Annotated in this window: 11 protein-coding genes and 1 riboswitch; of the genes, 1 reads left to right on the top strand and 10 read right to left on the bottom strand. The window is 65.2% G+C overall.

What is annotated here, in order from left to right:
• Window positions 1-63 precede the first annotated feature (63 nt).
• The 3 genes from IEX61_RS03005 to IEX61_RS02995 all read right to left on the bottom strand — a co-directional run bounded on the left by IEX61_RS03005 (window position 64) and on the right by IEX61_RS02995 (window position 3,154).
• Window positions 64-294: a hypothetical protein gene (locus IEX61_RS03005; RefSeq protein WP_054670371.1), complete on the bottom strand. Its 231-nt coding sequence runs from the start codon at window positions 292-294 to the stop codon at window positions 64-66.
• 451 nt (window positions 295-745) lie between these two features.
• Window positions 746-2,047, bottom strand: a complete 1,302-nt coding sequence (locus IEX61_RS03000) for a homocysteine synthase (protein ID WP_188816750.1) — start codon at window positions 2,045-2,047, stop codon at window positions 746-748.
• Between the two features lie 114 nt (window positions 2,048-2,161).
• Window positions 2,162-2,287, bottom strand: a riboswitch (SAM riboswitch).
• Window positions 2,288-2,482: 195 nt separating this feature from the next.
• Window positions 2,483-3,154 (bottom strand): ComEA family DNA-binding protein, encoded by a 672-nt coding sequence (locus IEX61_RS02995; protein WP_229725635.1) that lies wholly within the window; start codon window positions 3,152-3,154, stop codon window positions 2,483-2,485.
• Window positions 3,155-3,277: 123 nt separating this feature from the next.
• Between IEX61_RS02995 and comER the strand changes: the two genes are divergently transcribed.
• Window positions 3,278-4,135, top strand: coding sequence for a late competence protein ComER (gene comER / locus IEX61_RS02990; RefSeq protein WP_188816749.1), 858 nt, complete (start codon window positions 3,278-3,280; stop codon window positions 4,133-4,135).
• Between the two features lie 130 nt (window positions 4,136-4,265).
• Here comER and IEX61_RS02985 read toward each other — a convergent pair whose 3' ends face one another.
• The 7 genes from IEX61_RS02985 to leuS all read right to left on the bottom strand — a co-directional run bounded on the left by IEX61_RS02985 (window position 4,266) and on the right by leuS (window position 16,595).
• A complete protein-coding gene (locus IEX61_RS02985; RefSeq protein ID WP_188816748.1) occupies window positions 4,266-5,702 on the bottom strand; it encodes a phosphoglucomutase/phosphomannomutase family protein in 1,437 nt (478 codons plus the stop codon).
• Window positions 5,703-7,679, bottom strand: a complete 1,977-nt coding sequence (locus IEX61_RS02980; protein WP_188816747.1) for a glycoside hydrolase family 15 protein — start codon at window positions 7,677-7,679, stop codon at window positions 5,703-5,705.
• Between the two features lie 19 nt (window positions 7,680-7,698).
• The gene (locus IEX61_RS02975; RefSeq protein WP_188816746.1) at window positions 7,699-10,107 is read right to left on the bottom strand and encodes a sugar phosphate nucleotidyltransferase; all 2,409 of its coding nucleotides are present in this window, start codon (window positions 10,105-10,107) and stop codon (window positions 7,699-7,701) included.
• Between the two features lie 14 nt (window positions 10,108-10,121).
• The gene (locus IEX61_RS02970; protein WP_188816745.1) at window positions 10,122-12,935 is read right to left on the bottom strand and encodes a 1,4-alpha-glucan branching protein domain-containing protein; all 2,814 of its coding nucleotides are present in this window, start codon (window positions 12,933-12,935) and stop codon (window positions 10,122-10,124) included.
• Between the two features lie 107 nt (window positions 12,936-13,042).
• Window positions 13,043-13,558 carry a DUF4912 domain-containing protein gene (locus IEX61_RS02965; protein WP_054671206.1) on the bottom strand — a complete coding sequence of 172 codons (516 nt, stop codon included), beginning with the start codon at window positions 13,556-13,558 and terminating at the stop codon, window positions 13,043-13,045.
• 215 nt (window positions 13,559-13,773) lie between these two features.
• Window positions 13,774-14,025 carry a peptidoglycan-binding domain-containing protein gene (locus IEX61_RS02960; RefSeq protein ID WP_229725633.1) on the bottom strand — a complete coding sequence of 84 codons (252 nt, stop codon included), beginning with the start codon at window positions 14,023-14,025 and terminating at the stop codon, window positions 13,774-13,776.
• 92 nt (window positions 14,026-14,117) lie between these two features.
• Window positions 14,118-16,595: a leucine--tRNA ligase gene (leuS, locus tag IEX61_RS02955; RefSeq protein WP_172673527.1), complete on the bottom strand. Its 2,478-nt coding sequence runs from the start codon at window positions 16,593-16,595 to the stop codon at window positions 14,118-14,120.
• Window positions 16,596-17,118: the final 523 nt, after the last annotated feature.

Genomic DNA, 17,118 nt, shown 5'->3' with positions numbered 1-17,118 from the left:
CTGGTCAGGACGTAAGAGGAAAACCCAGAAGGCGCCTTCCCATTGCGAAAGCACACGATCGTTTCACGCGCGCACCCGGCCAGGTTCACCCGTTTCTTTCGCCAAACTCACCCCAATTGGCTTCGCCACCTCTCCATCAAGGCCAACACCGTCACCTGTTGCCCCGCGGGGAACAGGCGAACAGCTCCGATTCCAGACGGTTTCCATGAGCTTGGCAAGCGCTTCGTCTTTCGCGTCGCGGAGAAAAAGGGGATGCAAATGTTCTGCATCTCCGGTAATCTGGTGCTGCGTCATTCCAAATCCCTCTTCCTTCGGCTTGGATGGCGGTGTTTAACTCCGTTCTGACCGAAGGGGATTGGAAAGGGCAATCTGAATTTTTCAGGAAGAAGGTGTTATTTTGAAGGATAAGCGCCTTATTCGTCAGTTCATCTTTTCTATTTTAGTGACTTTTTGTGGTGCTTATAATTTATATTTCTATTTTGAACAACCATACGGGACTAATGCTCTCATACTTAACATCATTTTACTGATAGGAGGGATTAGCAGTTTTATTGAAGCGTTCATTCGCGCAAAAAAGTTAAAATAGATCGTAGATAAAGAGAAATCGATGGCGTTTTTCAAATTTGGGGAATCGGTGATGTTGAGATTTCGATATAAAGGCGTGTAGACCTTGTACCTTCCCGGTATGTTGTCTACACGCGGAGCGGCCGGGAACACCGGCCGCTTTCGCCTTTTCTTGCTCGCTTTACCGCTGGCTGGCCCGCAGCGCCTGGTCGAGGTCCTCGAGGATGTCGTCGATGTGCTCCAGGCCCACCGACAGCCGCACCAGCTCCGGCGTCACGCCGGTTTGCGCCTGCTCCTCGGGGGTAAGCTGCTGGTGCGTCGTGCTGGCCGGATGGATCACCAGCGACTTGGCGTCGCCGATGTTGGCCAGGTGGGAGTGGAGCTTGACGCTGTTGATGAATTTCTTGCCCGCCTCGAGGCCGCCGCGGATCCCGAAGGTGACGAGGGCGCCCTGCCCGCGCGGCAGGTACTTCTTGGCCAGGTCGTGGTACGGGCTGTCGGGCAGGCCGGGGTAGTCGACCCACTCGACATAGGGATGGTCGGCCAAGAACTCCGCCACTTTCCGCGCGTTCTCGCTGTGCCGCTCCATGCGCAGGTGGAGCGTCTCGAGGCCTTGGAGGAGGAGGAAAGCGTTGAAGGGCGAAAGGGCCGCCCCTGTGTCGCGCAACAGCTGGATGCGCGCCTTCAGAATGTACGCCTGATTCCCGAAGGCCTCGCTGAGGACCAGCCCGTGGTAGCTGGGATCCGGCTCGGTGAAGGCGGGGAAGTTGCCGTTGGTCCAGTCGAATTTGCCGCTGTCGACGATGATCCCGGCGATGGTCGTGCCGTGGCCGCCGATGAACTTCGTCGCCGAGTGGACGACGATGTCGGCGCCGTGGTCAAAGGGCCGGCACAGGAACGGCGTGGGTACCGTGTTGTCGACGATCAGCGGAATGCCGTGGGCGTGGGCCACCTCGGCGATGGCCTCGATATCCAGCACGTCCAGCCTGGGGTTGCCGATCATCTCGGCAAAGACAGCCTTGGTCCGGCTCGTGATCGCCCGGCGCACGTTCTCCGGGTCCCGCGCGTCGACAAAATTCACCGTGACGCCGAACTTGGGCAGCGTGTAGTGGAACAGGTTGTACGTGCCGCCGTAGAGGCTGGTGGCGGAGACGATCTCGTCACCCGCCTGGGCGATGTTCAGGATGGCGTAGGTGATCGCCGCCTGTCCCGAGGCCACCGCCAGGGCCCCCACCCCGCCCTCCAGGGCCGCCACGCGCTGCTCCAGCACGTCATTGGTCGGGTTCATGATGCGCGTGTAGATGTTGCCCGGCTCCTTCAACGCAAACAGGTTGGCGGCGTGGTCGGTGTCGCGGAAGACGTACGACGTCGTCTGGTAGATCGGCACGGCCCGGGCCCCCGTCGTCGGATCGGGCTGTTGGCCGGCGTGAACGGCCAGGGTTTCCAGACGATAGGCGTTGGCGGTTTTCGTCTCGGTGCTCATGCGCTTCTTCCTCCTTGTGGTCAATTTGCCCCGGGACGCCGGCGCGCCACAGGTCCATCACAAAAGCGAAGCCCCTTCTCCGACGAGAAGGGGCGTTCCAACCGCTCGTCCCCCCTCTCATCTCTCAGAATCCGCGCCCGGATTCTGCAGGAATTGGCACCGCTGCGAGAACGACCATCCGCCGCTCCCGCCGGTTGCCGGGCTTCATCGGGCCAGTCCCTCCGCCACTCGTGATAAGAGGTTGGATGGAATGCGAACAGAAGACGGACAAAAAATTATGCCTTCCCACAACGTTAGGATTATTATAGGCTTCAGACCGCCGCTTGTCAACGCGCCGTCCTTCGGTGTGCGTGTCAACGTTGAGCAAGTGCCCCAACACAAAAAAGTGTGCACGCTCTCCGTGGAGCCATAAATCCGCGAACATATGTTCGTCATTTACCGAACCACCACGCGGTCGCGAAGTTGTTCCAGCAGCGCCGGGCCAATCCCGGGAACATCCAACAGGTCTTCCACCGTGCGAAACGGGCCCTTTTCCTCGCGGTACTTGACGATCGCCGCCGCTTTTGACGGACCGATGCCGGGAAGGGCGTCCAGTTCGGCGGCCGTGGCGCGATTGAGATCCACCTTTTCCCCTTGTGCTGCGCCGGCCAAAGCGGGATCCCCCACAGAAGGCAGGTTTTCCCCACGGCGGGGGATGACGACGGCCATCCCGTCGGCAAGCGGCGCGGCAAGGTTGACCCGCTCAACGTCGGCGTTCGGGGCGAGGCCCCCCGCGGCGCGCACGGCGTCTTGCACGCGGCTTCCTTCGGGCAGCGTGACGACACCCGGTCGGTTCACCGCGCCCTTCACGTCAACGGTTACCGTTTTCACCCCCTCATTGGGACGGGCCGCCTCTTCCTGGTGCACCTGCCCCCCTTGCGGCCCCCCTGATTCCGGAAGGGTTGGAGCTGCCCCACCCGCCATCGGCGGATCGGCCATCCACGTCGTCTCGCTCCTCTCTCCCCAGAGGATATAGGCGAACAGGCTCAGCACGGCCACCGCCAGAACGGCAACCGCCGCCGCCAACCGGCGTTCGCGCGTTGTCCACTCCGCCAGCCACTCGCGCATCGCATCCTCCTCCCCGTCCGATTCCGAACCGGCGGCTGCCGACCTCACCCGCCGTCATCGCCAAACGCGTCCGGGCATACCCATGAAACATAGGGGAACGTTCTGCGGTTAGGGGGATCGGCGATGAACGTTGGTTTTATCGGCACCGGCAGCATGGGATCCCTTCTCGTTCAGGCCTTTCTCGCCTCGGGATCCCTTCGTCCCGAACAGGTATGGGTGACGAATCGCACCCCGGCCAAGGCCCACGCCCTTTCCGAGCGCTTCCCGGGCCTACGCGTGACGCCAAACGCCGAGCAGGTCGCCGATGCGTGCGACCGCGTGTTCCTCTGCGTCAAGCCCTTGGAATACCGCGACGTCCTCGCCCGCATCGCCAACCGCCTGCGACCGGAGCAATGGCTGATCTCGATCACCAGCCCGGTGTCCGTCGCCGATCTGGAGGCCTTGCTGGCCGCCAAGGTGGTCAAGGTCATCCCGAGCATCACGAACGGGGCCCTCAGCGGCGCCCTGCTCGTCGTTCGCGGCTCGCGGTTTTCCGACGCGGAACACCGCGAACTCCTGGGCTGGCTTCGTGCCATCGGGCGCCCCGTGGAAATCGATGAACGGTGGACGCGCATCGCCTCCGATCTCTCCAGCTGCGGGCCCGCGTTCCTCAGCTACCTCCTGCAGGAGATGGCCGAAGCGGCGGTGCGGGAAACGGGATTGCCCAAGGCGCTGGCCACGGAACTGGTGACGGAGATGGCCATTGGCTTTGGCCGCCTGCTCGCCAGCGGCGCCTTCACCTTGGAAGGGCTTCGCCAGCGCGTTTGCGTTCCCGGCGGGGTAACCGGCGCAGGGCTAGCCGTGCTGGAAACGGAGACGCACGGCACCTTCGACCGGCTGTATCGCCGCATGCGGCAAAAGTTCGCGGAGGACGTCGAAGCGGTGCGCAAGGACTTCCGCCGCCTCTCCCCCAGCCCCTCCGATTCGGAATCGTCCTCTTGAGCCGGTTTGGGATCAGGTTGGAGATTCGCGCTCATGGTGTCGTTTTCCTGCCGACACCTCCAATCGGACCCAATGGCAAGCCCCGGGCCTATGCCCGGGGCTGTTGCCGTACGCGCTTCCGGATGCCGCCCTAGCCTTTTCGGCCCTGCGCCACCGTTTCGGCACGCGCCGTCAACGCGCGCACCGCCTCTTCCAGGGCCACGAGCTGGGCCTCCGCTTCCGCTTCGAGGTACACCCGGAGCAGCGGCTCCGTGCCAGAGGGACGCACCAACACCCACGCATCGCCCTCGAGCAGCAGCTTGACGCCGTCCACGGTGCGCACCTCCCGCACCCGCCGGCCCGCAAGAGCGGACGGAGGAGCCTGACAAAGGCCTTCCACCACGGTCCGTTTCGCGTCGTCGGGCAGGTGCAGGTCCAGCCGCTTATGCACGGCGCGCCCGTATTCCCGCTCCAGGTCGGCCAACGCCGCGCGCAGGGGCCGCCCTTCCGCCGCGCGCACCTCGGCGATTAGGCAATTGGCCAGGATGCCGTCCTTCTCGGGGATGTGGCCGAGAACGCTCAAGCCCCCGCTTTCTTCGCCACCCACCACAACGGGCCCTCGGCGCATCGCGTCGCCGACGTACTTGAAGCCGACCGGCGTCTCCACCAGCGGCACGCCGAACCGCTCGGCAACCCGGTCGAGCAGATGGGTCGTGGCCACCGTGCGCACGAGGGCGCCCTTCCAGCCGCGCCGCGCGAGCAGGTGATGGGCGAGAAGCACCAGCACCTGGTTCGGCGTCACGTACGTCCCGTCGCCATCCACCACGCCGAAGCGGTCGGCGTCCCCGTCGTTGGCCAGCCCAAGGTGCGCCCCGCCGGCCACCACCGCGTCGCGCAGCGCCGTCAGGTGGGCTTCCGTCGGCTCGGGAAGATGGCCGCCGAACAGCGGATCGCACTTCCCGTGCAGTTCGTTCACGGTCCACCCGCGCGCGGCGAGCAGCTCGCGCACCAGCCCCTGTCCGGCACCGTACATGGGGTCGACGACGGCAGACAGGGCCGCCCGTTCCACCGTCTCCCAATCGACAAGCCCGTCAAGATGGCGCACGTAGGCCGGCCACACGTCGATAGCCTCCGCGCGCGGCGCCTCGGGCAGGCGCAGGGTTTTCGCCTCGCGCAGGGCATCCGGTAGCTCCGCCTCTATGCCCCGCGTGATGTCCGGCGTGGCCGGCCCGCCGTAGTCGGGGATGAACTTGATCCCGTTGTACTGCGGCGGGTTATGGCTGGCGGTGAACATGATCGCCCCGTCGGCGCCGTAATAGACGACGGCGAAGGCGACGAGGGGCGTCGGCGTGGGCCGCTTCACCATGAGCACGGGAATGCCGTGGGCGTCGAGCACGCAGGCCGCTTCGCGGGCGAAGGCGTCGGATAGAAAGCGGGTGTCGTACCCCACCACCACCCCGTGCTGCCCTTTCCCCTGCTTCTTGAGGTAGCGAGCGATGGCGCAGACGACGGCACGAACGTTGGCAAAGGTAAAGTCCTCGGCGATGATGGCTCGCCAGCCATCGGTTCCGAAGCGGATCGACGTCACTCACGTTCCCCCCTGCTCCGTATGAAGTTCGCGATACCGCCGGGCATACTGGCGCACCACGTGGACAAAGGTGGCATGCGACCACGTGAGCGGCGCCACCGAAATGGGCTGGCCCGTATACGGATGCACCTGCTCCGGCAGCACGCCGCTCGGCAAGCTGCGCCGGACCGTCCACATTAGCCATTCGCGGGCCTCCGCGAGCGCTCCTGCCGAGGACGCCGAGACGATTTTCCACAGCGCCACCCACAGCGTGCAGATGATCCACGGATTTCCCGGCACGCTGGCCACATCGTCGGTCTGCTGAAAATAGGTGTCGGCTTGATACCGCGCAAACCCGCCGACGTCCGTCCGCACGCGCAGCGCGTTCTCGACGGCCGCCATCGTGCGGATGAGGCGCGGATCGTCGGAAGGCAGGACGTTATAGAAAAACAGGGCAAACAGGCTGCTGTCTACCGTGGGATCCTTGCGCAGGCGGTCGCCTTCCGGGTACACGGCGCGCAAAAACCGGCCGCATTCGGAATCGTACAGGTGGCGCAACATGCCCTCGCGGATCTCCTGGGTTCGGGCGCGGCACGCCTGGGCCAAGTCGTCGTCGCAGAAGAGCTCGGCAAAGCCGGCCGCCGCGTTCAAGCCACCGTAGACGGTGGCCGCCGTGTAGGTGAAGATGCCCCACCGCTCTTCCCAGAGGTCGTAGCTCGGCTTGGGCAAGAGCCACCGCGGGTCGTAATGGGCGAGCAGAAAGCGGGCCATCGGCTTGATGAAGCCGGGGTAAAAGCGGCGGATGTACTCGATGTCCTCGTCCCGCCGGTAAAAGCGCCACAGGGCGAAGAGCACGCTGGCCGTTTCGTCTTCTTGGATGGGCAGCTTTTCCTCCTTTCCGTTGGTAAACGCGTGCCAGCTGGAGCCGACCGTCCCGTCGGGGTTGTACTTGTGGCGCAGGTAGCCGTCCTTCGTCACCGCACGGGCGCAGAACTCGAAGAAGGATGCCGCCAGCCGGTGGTAGCCCGCCTCGCTCAGCGCGTCGGCCACGTACGCGCCGTCGCGGGGCCACACGTAGCTGTAGTGGTCGCGGTTAAAGTGGAGGATGTCGGAATCGTTGGCCGCCGTAATCGCCCCGTTGTGGTTCACCTGGGTGCGGATGATCAGGAGGCTGCGGTTGTACAGGTCCAGCACTTCGGGCGGAAGGTCGGAGGGGGGCGGCGTGGCCTTGGTCAGCCACCGCCGCCAATAATGGGCCACCTTCCGGATCAGCCGGTCGGGTCCGGTCCTTCGCACCTTTTCGTTAAGGGCCACCACTTCGTCATACGACGCGCCCACGACGAACCAATAATGCATCGTCTGCTCGCCGCCAGAAGCAAGGTGCAGCCGGAAGCCGATCACGCTGTCCACCGACCCTTGGGCGATCGGATTGCCATGGAGATGGCCATCCTCGGCATCGCGCCAGGTGCCCTCGGCGTGATGGAAGCGCTTGATGCCCGTGCTGAACTGGTCGATGCCCCCCTCCGGCGTTGCGCCATTAAACAGGAAGTACCGGTCGCGCTTGTAATGGTACACGGCGTGGAGGCGCGGGTCATACACCGCCGTGTCGCCGACGTCCGACTCGTCGATGGACAAGTCCTGGTTGAAAAAGAGAAGAACCGTGCGCGCCTCCGAGGTCAAGTTTTTCACCGTCACCTCCTTGAGGTACACGTTGTCGACGTCGTCCACGGCGTCGTGGATGCGGAGCTCGATGCCCAGCTCGGGATGGACGGCGCGCACGTCCGTCACCAGCGTATCGGGGAGGTAGCCGAGGGTACGCTGCCAGGCCGGCTCATCGCACCACGAAAACCGGCCGTCCACATAAACGCCGAGCGCGCTCCGATGCCCCCCGATGTGGTTTAGCTGCCCCACGTGGGGAAAGTACAAGTCGCGCATGTTGAGGCCTTCGTCAAAATTGACGAGCAGTTTTCCGTTTCCAACGACCAGGGGTCTTGGCATGTGCGCAACACGCTCCCGTTTACCGCTCCTGGAAACGGTGAATTTTGGCCGCATACGCACGGATGCGTTCGTCGGCCCGCGCCGGATTGGACGCCTCGGCGACGATGTGCACCACCGGCTCTTCGGCATCCGGCAGGACCAGGGTCCAGCCGTCCTCGTGGTACACCTTCACCCCATCCAGGAGCTCCACGCGCTCGCCCTTCGTCTCCTCGATCAGGCGGCGCATCACTTTGCCCTTTTCCGTCCACTGGCAATCGACGTCAACACGGAGGATCTCCACGTCGGGAAGCAGCCCGCACAACGCGGCCAAGGAGACGTTCCGCACGGCCAGGAACTCCAAGAGCCGCGCCAGGGTGTAGAAGGCGTCAAACAGCGGTTGGAAGGGCAGGTCGGGGCACGCCCTCATGAGGGCGCCCGGGTTGGCCTGCGTGCGCACCACCTGACCCTTGAGCCGCTGCGCCAGGTCATCCAAGGGGGACGGCGCGGTGACCGGCAGGGCGATTTTCTGTCCCACCCGCGCCGCGAGATGGCTGATCACCTGCAGTGCCTCCTGTTGCGGGGGTTCGACGACGCGGCCGTCCTCGCGGATGAGCACGAGCGCCTCGCCCGTCGGCACGAGGACGGCGCCCAGGTCGCATCCGCTCGCCGCGGTCACCCTGGCCACCGTGTCCCGCGGCTCCGACGGCGACAGGCTGACCACCTCGACCCCCAACCCCGTCGTCAGCGCCTGGACGGTCGCATGAAGGCGCGCGTCGTACTGCAGGCACACCCGGAAACGCCGCTGGCGAAGGATCGCGGCATCGACGGCCGCCACGAGGGCCGCCACGTACGCCGCCGTTTGGCCGGGTGCCTCCCGCCCCGTTCCGATTTCGGCGGGGAGCACGCGACGGAAGTCTTCCTGGGCGTACGCGTTCTCGATTTTCCGCTCGCGGCCCCTGTCGTACGGCACGCCCTGTCCGTCGAAGAAGAGGAGGCGGATCCACTCTTGCTCCTTGGCCGTCTCGTGCCGCACGTGGACGCCGGCGCTCACGTCCAGCGTCCGCGCGGCAAAGCGCGCCGCCGGCGTGGCGACCGCGCCGAGGTCGAGGGTGTGGATGCCCGACCCGTGCAACCCCGCCGCCACGGCCTGTTTGATCACCCGGGCGAAGGGCGTGCCGTCGTCGCTCACGGCCACGATGGCGCCCACGGGCAACGTGCTGCCCAGGCTCTGGGCGATGCGCCCGGCGACGTCGGGGGTGATCGTCACGTTGGCCAAGCCGCACACGCCGTAGTGGCCGAAGAGGCGCCGACCGGCGCAGTCGCCCCAAATCACCGAAGTCTGCACGGCGGCGCCCGTTTCCACCCGCTTGGCCGGCCACACCTTCACCCCGGCCTGCACCGTCGCCTTCTCACCGATCTCCGCGCGCTCGCCCACAGCGGAGCCCTCAAAGAGCGCGGCCCGTTTGCCGACATGCACCCGGCTGCACAGCGTGGTCCCCCGCAGCTCGGCGCCCCCTTCCACGACGACGCGGTCCCACAGGATGCTGCGCTTGACGGAAGCGCCCGCCTTCAGGATGGACCCGCTGCCGATCACGGTATACCCGTCGATCACCGCGCCGCGCTGTACGCGGACGTCCCGGCCCAGGAACGCGGGGCCGACCACGGTGGCGCCGTCCTCGATCACCGCGCCCGCCTCTGCGCGCACGCCGGGCGCGATTTCCCGCCCGGGCAGCGTGACGTTCACCTTCCCGTCGAGGAGGTCAAACTGCGCCTGGCGGTATTGCGCGAGGTTGCCAATGTCCGACCAGTATCCCTCGGCGACGTACCCGTACAGCGGCTCGCCGCGGGCCATGAGGAGGGGGAACAGATCCTTGCTGAAGTCAAATTCCCTGTTCTTTTCATAGAACGAGAAGATGCGCGGCTCCAAAATGTAGATGCCCGTGTTCACCTTGTCGCTGAACACTTCGCCCCAGCCGGGCTTTTCCAGAAACCGCCGGATTCGCCCGTCGGCGTCGGTGATCACCACGCCGTACTCCAGGGGATTTTCCACATGGGTGAGCACGATCGTGGCCACCGCCCCCCGCTCGCGGTGAAAGCGGATGGCCGGCTCCAGATCGAAGTCGGTCAGGGCGTCGCCGCTGACGACGACGAAGGTCTCGTCGAGGAACGCCTCGGCGTTTTTGACGCTTCCCGCCGTGCCGAGGGGCGTCTCTTCCTCGAAGTAATGCAGGTGGACGCCATAGGCCGCGCCATCCTCAAAATGGTTCCGGATCGCGTCGGGCAAGTGCTGCAGGGTGACGGCGATGTCGCGGATCCCGTGCCGCATTAATAGCTCAATCCCATAGGCCATGACCGGCTTGCCGAGCAGGGGCACCATCGGCTTGGGTATCGCGCACGTGAGCGGACGAAGCCGCGTTCCTTTTCCGCCCGCCATGATCACCGCTTTCATCCAATCCCGCCTCCTCAGGATGTCCTCGTTGCCGCTTGTTTTTGTCGAAGCGCTGCCCGATACGCCTCCAGCGTCCGCCGGGCAATGCCGTCCCAATCGTAAACGGTGGCCACTTCGCGCGCCGACACTTCCGCGATCCGCCCGCGCAGCCGTTCATCGGTCAGGACGCGCACCACCTGCTCGGCCAGCGACCGGGCGTGACCGGGATAGGCGGTCAGGCCGTTTTCCTCATGGCGCACGATTTCGGCCAGCCCGCCCGTGTGCGACACCACCACCGGCGCGCCGGCGGCCATCGCCTCAAGGGCGACGATGCCGAAGGGCTCGTACAAGCTGGGAAAGACGGCCACGTCGGCGGCGACCAGGAGGCCGTTGCGCAGGGCGTCGGGCACAAAGCCGGTAAAGGTGACGCGTTCGGCGATCCCCATCGCGCGGGCCTGGTCCTCCAGGTGGGGCAACATCGGACCCTTGCCCACCACGACGACGTGCACGTCGGGGCAGTGGGCCACGATCTCCGGCACGGCGGACATGAGCACGTGCACCCCTTTCTCGTGCACCAACCGGCCGACAAAGACGACGAGCCGCTTCCCGGGCGGAAGGCCCAGCTGTGCCCGGGCCGCCGCGCCGTTCGCCCCGCGGAAGGCCGTTCGGTCAACCCCGTTGGGGATCACCGACAGGCGCTCCGGCGGCACGGCAAACAGGCGCCGCACTTCGCGCCGCATGGCCTGGCTGCACACGATGACGTGGTCGCTCGAGGCAACCAGCGCCGCTTCGCGCCCGTGAATGGCCCGTTGCAAGGCGGTGTGGAGTCCACCAAACCGCCCGTGCTCCGTGGCGTGGATGGTGGTCACGAGCGGCAGCCTTGCTGCGCGCTGGAGGGCGCGGGCGGCCCGTTCCACGAGCCAATCGTGGGCGTGGAGGCAATCGTAGGCGTACTGTTCCAGCAGCTCCCCGGCCTTCGCCACCGTGGCAAGGTTGAACTGGTCGACCCAGTGCAGGAACGCGTCGTCCCGCACAAAGGCAACCGGCACGCGGAACACGCGCACGCCGTGCCACACCTCTTCGCTGGCCGTCCCGGGAACGGCGCAGGTGAGGACGTGCACCTCCACGCCTTGGCGCACCAGGGCCCGGCTCAGCTCGGCAACATGGCGGGCCAGGCCGCCGACGATGCGCGGGGGAAATTCCCAGGTGAGCAGGAGCACCCGCTTGACCGGCGCCGGCCACACCGCTGCCGGCTTTATCCCCGCCCAGGCCGCCAACTGGTTGATGAGGACGCCGTCGATGGCGAACGGATTCGTTTCCGCCTCCCACAACGCGAGCTTCGCCTCGTCACGGGGATGGGTCCCCTCAACCATGCCCACCAGCGCATCAAAGCGCTGCACGTGCATGCGCACGCGCTCCGTCGCGTAGGAGACCGCCGTCTGGCCGTCGAGGATGAACGGCCAATCGCTCGACTGGGCCAGCAAAAGCTCCCGCAGCGCTTGGCATAAGGCCCGCTTTTGCCAGGCCGATGCCGTCCGGTACCGTTCCGCGACGCGGATCATCGCCCGCTCGCGCCGGTGCAGAAGCGGATAGATCCCGTCGTTTTTCCCGTTCAGCCACACCTCGCCGTAGCCGTTGCGGCCCCAGCTCGAAAAGGGCAGCTCGGCCTTGTGGCAGGGCGGGTGACGGTCCAGGTAACGGCTCGGCGTGGTGAACGCCACCGCTCCGTCGCTTGCAGCCTCCCGCAACAGGGCGTCGAGAAAGCGCGGGCCTTCATACCACCAATGGCCGAAGAGCTCCGCGTCAAAGGGAACGGTCGCAACGGGCGGCGTCGCCATCCGCTCGGCCAACACGGTCAGCTCGGTGCGGCGCGCGTGCCAGAAATGGGCGGCATGCGCCCGCGCCCTGGCGTTGGCCCGCTCCGGCACATACGGCTCCTTCGTCTCGCTACGCCCGGTCACGCGCCAGTATTTGATTCCCGTCGGCGCACGCACGCCAGCGGGTTCAAGATAGCGGTCCAAATAGGCCTGAGGACGCTCATAGCCGATGTCGCGGTGGTACTCCCGGTAGTCCGGATCGCCGGGGTAACCGGTAAAGCGGCTCCACACCTGGGCCGACGCCTTGGGGTCGCGCGCGAACACCGCCACGCCCTCCGGCGTCTCCACCGGCGCATACACGTCGTGGGGCGGCGTGGGCACGGCGCAGCGCAGGGCGTGGGCGTCGACAAAGGTGTACCGAAGGCCAAAGGCCCGCAGCACGCGGCCCAGCCCCGGGCGGTACGCGCATTCGGGCAGCCACAGCCCCTGCGGACAAAACCCCATATGGCGCGCAAACTCGCGCAACCCCACGGCGATCTGCGCGCGCACCATCTCTTCCGTCGCGCAGTACGGCAAAAAGGCGTGGGTTGCCGTCGTGGTGATGAGCTCCAGCGCGCCTTGTTCAGCCAGCCGTTTCAACGGGACAAGCAGGTTGCGGCCGTACCGGTTTTCATAAATGTCCCGCAAGTACGCAAACCGCTCGCGGTACCCCTCGGCCAGCGCCGCATAGGGTCCCCGGCCCCGGTGATGCGCGATTTCCGCTTCGGCGAGGGCGATCAGCCTTCGCAAATGGTCCACATAGCGGTCTTGGAGGAGAGGGTCGGCCAGCATGGCCATCAGGGTGGGAGAGAGCGAGAAGGTGAGGCGGAACGGAATGCGGTCGCGCACAAGACCTTCCAGCACATCCAAGAGGGGGAGGTAACATTCGGTAATGGCTTCGAACAACCATCGGTGCTCCAGCCGGTCGGCGCACAAATGGCGCACGTAGGGCAAATGGGCGTGCAGCACGAGGTTGACGTATCCGCTGGTCATGACTCCACTCCTTCATGGGCATATCGCCTCTCTCTGTCGTGTCCGCAACGACAAGAACGCCGTCTTGCGCGGAACGCGCAAGAGGCCGTCGACGCGGACCGTCTCGGTTATCCGTTCGCCTGTTGATCCTTCGGGGACGTCTCCGACGCTCTTGCCGACAAAAGGCGCGTCAGCTCATAGCGGGTGGGAGGAACGACGAGGGGGCCCTCCTGACCCGGATACGGAATGTACGCGTCCGGCGACGTCCACGGGGTTTGCAGAAGGCGGGAATAGAGAAGCGTGAAGAACGCATGGCGCTCCGTGCGCACGCCGTAGTGAATGCGGTAGAACGCGCCGGGGGTGAGGGCGTGGATGTACCAGTTGTTGGCATCCCGGTGCACGGGAATGTCCCACACGCCGACGGTTTCAAGCCCTCCTTTCCCTCCGCCGTCGCCCATCTGGTGCACGCGCAGGAAAAACGACAGCTCCTCCCACGCGCACCCGGTGATCTCCTCGGCCAACTTTCGACGGTCCTCGCCGATCTCCCAGTAAACAAAAATGGTGTGCGGATTTTGCACCAACGCCACCAGCTGGGTCTGATCGGCACTGCGGTGCGACGAAAACGCCGACAGCGGCACGGTCATCGGGCCTCCTTTCCTTCCCTGGGCAAAACACAGTAGTAACTGTATGCGGCATGGGCGACGCCAATGCCTTCTCCGCCGTTCCGTCACACCTTACATTATAGATTTTTAAGATAAATGATTCAACAACTATTATTCGCAACTTTCGACAAAAAGTTTTTCTACTTTTCGACGGCTAAACAGGGATTTTCCCTTTTTTTCTCAATGGATTGAGCGTCTCACTCGATGAGCCCCAGCGCCACATAATCCTGCCAGCCGATCAGCCCCGTCACGGGCAGTCCCCATGCCCGCTGAAAGCGCTTCACCGCATATTCCGTGGCCCCGTCAAACACGCCGTGGCAACTCCCCTTGTAATAACCGGCCGCGCGCAGGCGGTTTTGGACGAGCACCACGAGAGAACCGCGGTCGCCCCGCACCAGCTTGCGGTACTCCACGCCGGCATACCCGAACAGCGGGCCGTCGATCACCACCCGCGTCCCGTGGCGTGAAAACGGTGCCGCCCCTTTACACGCGCGCGAGGCGAGGAAAAACGAAGAAGAGGGGGAATTACACCCCCTCTCCCTTATCCGACCACCAGGTTAACCAGCTTGCCGGGGACGACGATCACCTTTTTCACCGTTTTCCCCGCGAGGTGCGCCTTCACCTTCTCCTGGGCCAGCACCGCCGCCTCGATCTCCTCGCGCGACGCATTCGCCGGCACGACGACCCGGTCGCGCACCTTGCCGTTCACCTGCACGACGATCTCCACCTCGTCGGCCACAAGGGCCGCCTCGTCCCACTTCGGCCACGGCTGGGCGTGGACGCTGTCGGCATGGCCGATGCGGTGCCACAACTCCTCGGCGATGTGCGGGGCGAAGGGCGAAAGGAGCACGATCGTCTTTTCAATCGCTTCGGCCAGCGTGCCCCGGTCGGCCCCATCCGGATAGGCGGAGATGGCGTTGACCAGCTCCATGATCGCGCTGATCGCCGTGTTGAACTGGTAGCGCTTGTCGATGTCCTCGGTCACCTTCTTGATCGTCTGGTGCAGCTGGCGATGCAGCGCCTTGGCCGCCGGATCCTTCGGCTGGGCCGGGCGGCGATCCGCAAACAGGTCGAGGTGCTGGTCGACCAGGCGCCACACGCGGCTGAGGAAGCGGAAGCAGCCCTCCACGCCGCTGTCGCTCCACTCCAGGTCGCGCTCCGGCGGGGCGGCAAACAGGATGAACAGCCGGCCCGTGTCGGCCCCGTACTTCTCGATGATCTCGTCCGGGGACACGACGTTGCCCTTCGACTTGGACATCTTGGCCCCGTCCTTCAGCACCATCCCCTGGGTGAGGAGCCGCGCAAAGGGCTCGTCGACGTTCACCAGCCCGGCGTCGTAGAGCACCTTGGTGAAGAAGCGCGCGTACAGGAGGTGCAAAATGGCGTGCTCGATGCCGCCGATGTACTCGTCGACGGGCATCCACCGGTTCACCTTTTCCGGATCGAAGGGCACCCGGTCGTTGCGCGGGTCGCAGTAGCGGAAGAAGTACCACGACGAGCAGATGAAGGTGTCCATCGTGTCGGTCTCCCGCTTGGCCGGCTTGCCGCACCGCGGGCACGTCGTGTTGACGAAGGATTCTGAGGTGGTCAGCGGGTTGCGCTTCCCGTCGATGATCACGTCGTCGGGCAAGAGGACGGGCAGCTGCTCCTTCGGAACGGGGACGATGCCGCAGTCGTCGCAGTAGACGATGGGAATCGGCGCCCCCCAGTAGCGCTGGCGGGAGATCAGCCAGTCGCGCAGCCGGTAGGAGACCGCCGGCCCGCCGAGGCCCTTCTCCTTCAGGTGTTCGGCGATGGCCCGAATGGCCTGGCGGTTGGGCATCCCGTCAAAGGCGCCGGAGTTCACCAGAACGCCATCGTCGACGTAGGCCTCCGTCAGGCGATCGGCGTCGAGGCGCTGGCCGTCGGCCGGCTGGATCACGACGCGAATGGGCAGGTTGTACTTCTTGGCGAACTGGAAATCGCGCTGGTCGTGGGCCGGCACGCCCATCACGGCGCCGGTGCCGTAGTCCATCAGCACGTAGTTGGCCACCCAGATCGGCACCCGCTCGCCGGTCAGGGGATGGACAGCGTAGGAACCGGTGAACAGGCCTTCCTTTTCGGCATCCGCCGCCGTGCGCTCAAAATCGCGCGTTTTCTTCATCCGCTCGACGAAGGCCCGCACCGCCGTCTCCGTCTCCTTGCCGGCGATGAGGCGCTCCACCAGCGGGTGTTCCGGTGCCAGCACGAGATAGGTGACGCCAAACAGCGTGTCCGGCCGCGTGGTGAAGACGGTGATCGTCTCGCCCAGCTCGGGCACGGCAAAGGCGATGTTGGCCCCCTCGCTCTTGCCGATCCAGTTTTTCTGCATCACCTTGACCCGCTCCGGCCACCCCTCCAGCTTGTCCAGGTCGGCCAAGAGGCGCTCGGCGTAGTCGGTGATGCGCAAAAACCACTGCTCCAGCTCCTTCTTCGTCACCTCGGCGTCGCAGCGCCAGCAGCGCCCGTTTTCCACCTGCTCGTTGGCCAGCACGGTGTTGCATTCCGGGCACCAGTTGACCGGCGCCTTCTTGCGGTAGGCCAGGCCGCGCTCGTAGAAAAGGAGGAACATCCACTGCGTAAACTTGTAGTAGTCGGGCGAGCAGGTGGTCACCTCGCGCGACCAGTCGTAGCTGACGCCGAGGGACTTTTGCTGCCGCTTCATGTAGGCGATGTTCTCGTACGTCCACTTGGCCGGCTGGGCACCGTACTTGATCGCCGCGTTCTCCGCCGGCAGCCCGAAGGCGTCCCATCCCATCGGGTGCAGCACGCGGTAGCCGTTCATCCGCTTGAAGCGGGCGATGACGTCGCCGATGGAATAGACGCGCATGTGGCCCATGTGCAGGCGACCCGAGGGATACGGGAACATCTCCAGGCAATAGAATTTCGGCTTGTCGCTCTCCTCGTCGGTGCGAAAGGCGTCTTGTTCCTCCCACACGCGCTGCCAGCGCGGCTCGATTTCTCTCGGGTTGTAGGTGCTCGCCACACCCGTCTTGGCCATGGAACACTCCCTCCTCCATTCGGTTGTTCTCTCCGCACCATCCGCCCGTCACCGCGTCCGCCGGGATGTGCCTAACCCGCAAACGCGAAAAACCTCCCGCCCCCAGCCGCGCTAGGGACGAGAGGTTCGCTCCCGCGGTACCACCCTAGTTAGCGCACCCGTCTCGCCGCCGCAACCTGCGCCGTTCACGCGCAGCGTCCCGCGCGGCCGGCGGGCGCACTCCCTCCATCCCCGTATCGTGGGGAAGACGGCCGAATGTACGCAAAGCCCGGGACGATTGTCGCCGGCGCCCGTGCTCCTTCCACCCGGCGGGCTCCGAGGCGAGGTTCGCCGACCGGCCGGTTGACTCGCACCGCCCGTCAACTCTCTGCCGACAGCCGGTACGGCTACTGCTCCTCATCAACGCCCGTACGCAGCCAAAGGTTGTGAATGATTATATGCACATCTTTCGCTTGTTGTCAACCCACCGCAGGCTCTAGGTCAATAATTGTGGATGCGAGGTCAACCAAGCCAAGGGAACAAA

The organism is Calditerricola satsumensis, from assembly GCF_014646935.1.
In the GTDB taxonomy this organism is placed as follows: Bacteria; Bacillota; Bacilli; order Calditerricolales; family Calditerricolaceae; genus Calditerricola; species Calditerricola satsumensis.
The sequence above is the reverse complement of the archived record's forward strand: the minus strand, read 5'-3'. Positions and strand labels throughout refer to the sequence as shown.